3 protein-coding genes are annotated in these 2,495 nt (G+C 71.2%); all 3 read left to right on the top strand.

Annotated features, from left to right (window positions below; all coding sequences use genetic code 11):
• On the top strand, nt 1-325 hold a 325-nt coding region (locus tag HCN51_RS57635; protein WP_168022217.1), incomplete at its 5' end, for a DNA-directed RNA polymerase subunit beta.
• A gap of 160 nt (nt 326-485) precedes the next feature.
• A complete protein-coding gene (locus tag HCN51_RS57630) occupies nt 486-1,922 on the top strand; it encodes a serine/threonine-protein kinase (protein WP_168022216.1) in 1,437 nt (478 codons plus the stop codon).
• A 238-nt stretch (nt 1,923-2,160) separates the two neighbouring features.
• A partial coding sequence (locus HCN51_RS57625; RefSeq protein ID WP_168022215.1) for a discoidin domain-containing protein occupies nt 2,161-2,495 on the top strand: 335 nt, incomplete at its 3' end.

The following is a 2,495-nucleotide window of genomic DNA, read 5'->3' as shown; positions in this document are numbered from 1 at the left end:
CGAGATGGAGGTGTGGGCCATGGAGGCGTACGGCGCCGCGTACGCGCTGCAGGAGCTGCTGACCATCAAGTCCGACGACGTCCTCGGCCGGGTGAAGGTCTACGAGGCCATCGTCAAGGGCGAGAACATCCCCGAGGCGGGCATCCCCGAGTCCTTCAAGGTCCTCATCAAGGAGATGCAGTCGCTGTGCCTCAACGTCGAGGTGCTCTCCGGCGACGGCGTGTCCATCGAGCTGCGCGACACCGACGAGGACGTCTTCCGCGCCGCTGAAGAGCTCGGCATCGACCTGTCCCGGCGCGAGCCGAGCAGCGTCGAGGAGATCTGACCTCCGGCCCGGGTGCGGCGCCGCGAAAAAACCGGAGGCGCCGCACTCGGGCAGATCTTCGCTTACTGTGCATTTTGGGGGACGTGCTGCGGGACAATGTCGGGGCCGACGCACACGAAAAGCGCGGCGCGACGGGGGAACACGGAGGATGACGCCGGGAATGAGCACGCAGACGCATGAGCACCTAGGCCCGTACCGGGTGGTCAGGAAGATCGGCGAGGGCGGCATGGGGGTCGCCCACCTCGGTCTCGACGGCGCGGGGCGGCAGGTCGCGATCAAGGTGCTGCACCCGCACGTGGCCGCCGACCTCAAGGCGCGCGACCGGCTGTTCCGCGAGGTGGAGACCATGCGGCGGGTGCGCAGCTCGTACGTCGCCGAGGTGCTCGACGCCGAGTTGTCGGGCCCCCGGCCGTACGTCGTGACCCGGTTCGCGCCGGGTCGCACGCTGGAGGACACCGTGCTGTCCGAGGGGCCGCTGCCGCCGCACGAGGTGATCAGGCTCGCCCAGGGGCTGTGCCAGGCGCTGGTCGACATCCACGCGGCCGGGGTGATCCACCGCGACCTCAAGCCGTCCAACGTCATGATCGTCGAAGGCCGGCCGCTGGTCATCGACTTCGGCATCGCGCACCTGGTCGACGCGGCCAGGCTGACGCAGAGCGGCATGTTCGTCGGCACGCCCGGCTACCTCGCGCCCGAGATCATCCGGGGCTCGCACATCACGCAGGCGGCCGACGTGCACGCGCTGGCCTCGACGGTGTTCTTCGCCGCCACGGGGCTGCCGCCGTTCGGCGCCGGGACGTTCGAGGCGGTCTGCTTCAACACCATGGAGGGGCGCTCGCAGATCGACAAGGCGCCGGCCTGGCTGCGCGACTGGCTGAGCCGGGCGCTGCAGGTCGAGCCGTCGGCCCGCCCCACCGCGGGCGAGCTGCTGCGCCTGGCCGGGTCGCTCGACCCGGCGGGCCGCGTGCCGCAGGCGCGCGGCGGCCGCACGGTGGCCATGAACACCCTCTCCGACCTGCTCCCGCCGGTCCAGTACGCGCCCAGGCGCGAGGAGGAGGAGCCGCCGCACACCGTGCGGGTCGAGCAGCCGCAGGAGCGCCGCCCGTCGCCGCCGCCGCGTCCGGCGGAGCCGTTCGAGCTGCGGCGCTTCGTCAAGAGCAGCGGGTTCGTCGGCGTGCTCGGCGTGGTGGCGCTCGTGGCGCTGACCGTGGCCATGCCGGTCGCCATGGGCCTGCTGGTGGCGGCGCTCACGCTGGCCCTGCGCGCCGGCGACCACTACTTCGCCGAGGAACGGCCGGAGCTGACCAGGGCCGCGCTCGTGGCGATGGGCAACCTGCTGCTGTCGCTGGCGCTCGGCATCGTCGCGGCGGGCCTGCTGCACATGGCGGGCCGGGTGAGCACCAGCCACGCCGAGTCGCTGGCCGCCGGGGCCTTCACGCTGGGGCTGTTCGTGCTGCCCGGCTCGGCGGCGGTGCGGCGGGCCGCCTCGAACGTCCTGGCCCGCCTCCTGCCCGGGCACAGCGCGACGGTGGTGTCGGTGGCCGTGATGGGGCCGGTCGCCCTGATCACGGTGATCATCGCGCTCGTCGGGCTCTGACCACGTAAGGGGCCGCAAACGGCCCGCCGCGGAGCGCAAGTCTTGCGTCTTCTTGACGCAGGCGCTTGCGCTCCTTTTTGGTTCGCCACCCGCGCAGCTCAGAGGCGTCACCAGGGCGAAGATCGATTCCGCGGGTGTCGCTCGCAGTTATTTCTTTGCGCAATCTCGTCGAAATATTGCGGCCATCTGCTCGACATCTTATGGTGCGGCCATCCGTCCTATCGAAGGGCCACCCCCTATGCGAGCACTGTTTGCCGCCCTTGCGTTACTCATCGGATTCCTCGCGGCACCCGCCGCACACGCCGCCGCCGACACCAACCTCGCCGCCGGGAAGCCGGCCACCGCGAGCAGCTTCACCGACGTCTACCGCCCGGCCAACCTCACCGACGGCAACCAGGCCACCTACTGGGAGTCGGCCGGCAACGCCTTCCCGCAGTGGGCGCAGGTCGATCTCGGCGCCGCCGCGAGCCTGAGCAAGGTGGTGCTCAAGCTGCCGAACGGCTGGCCGAGCCGCACCGAGACGCTGACCGTCCAGGGCAGCACGAACGGCTCCAGCTTCACCACCCTGGCCGC

The organism is Nonomuraea composti (genome assembly GCF_012034275.1).
GTDB classification, from domain to species: domain Bacteria; phylum Actinomycetota; class Actinomycetes; order Streptosporangiales; family Streptosporangiaceae; genus Nonomuraea; species Nonomuraea composti.
Note: the sequence above shows the minus strand (reverse complement) of the source record. Positions and strands in the feature narration are given on the sequence as shown.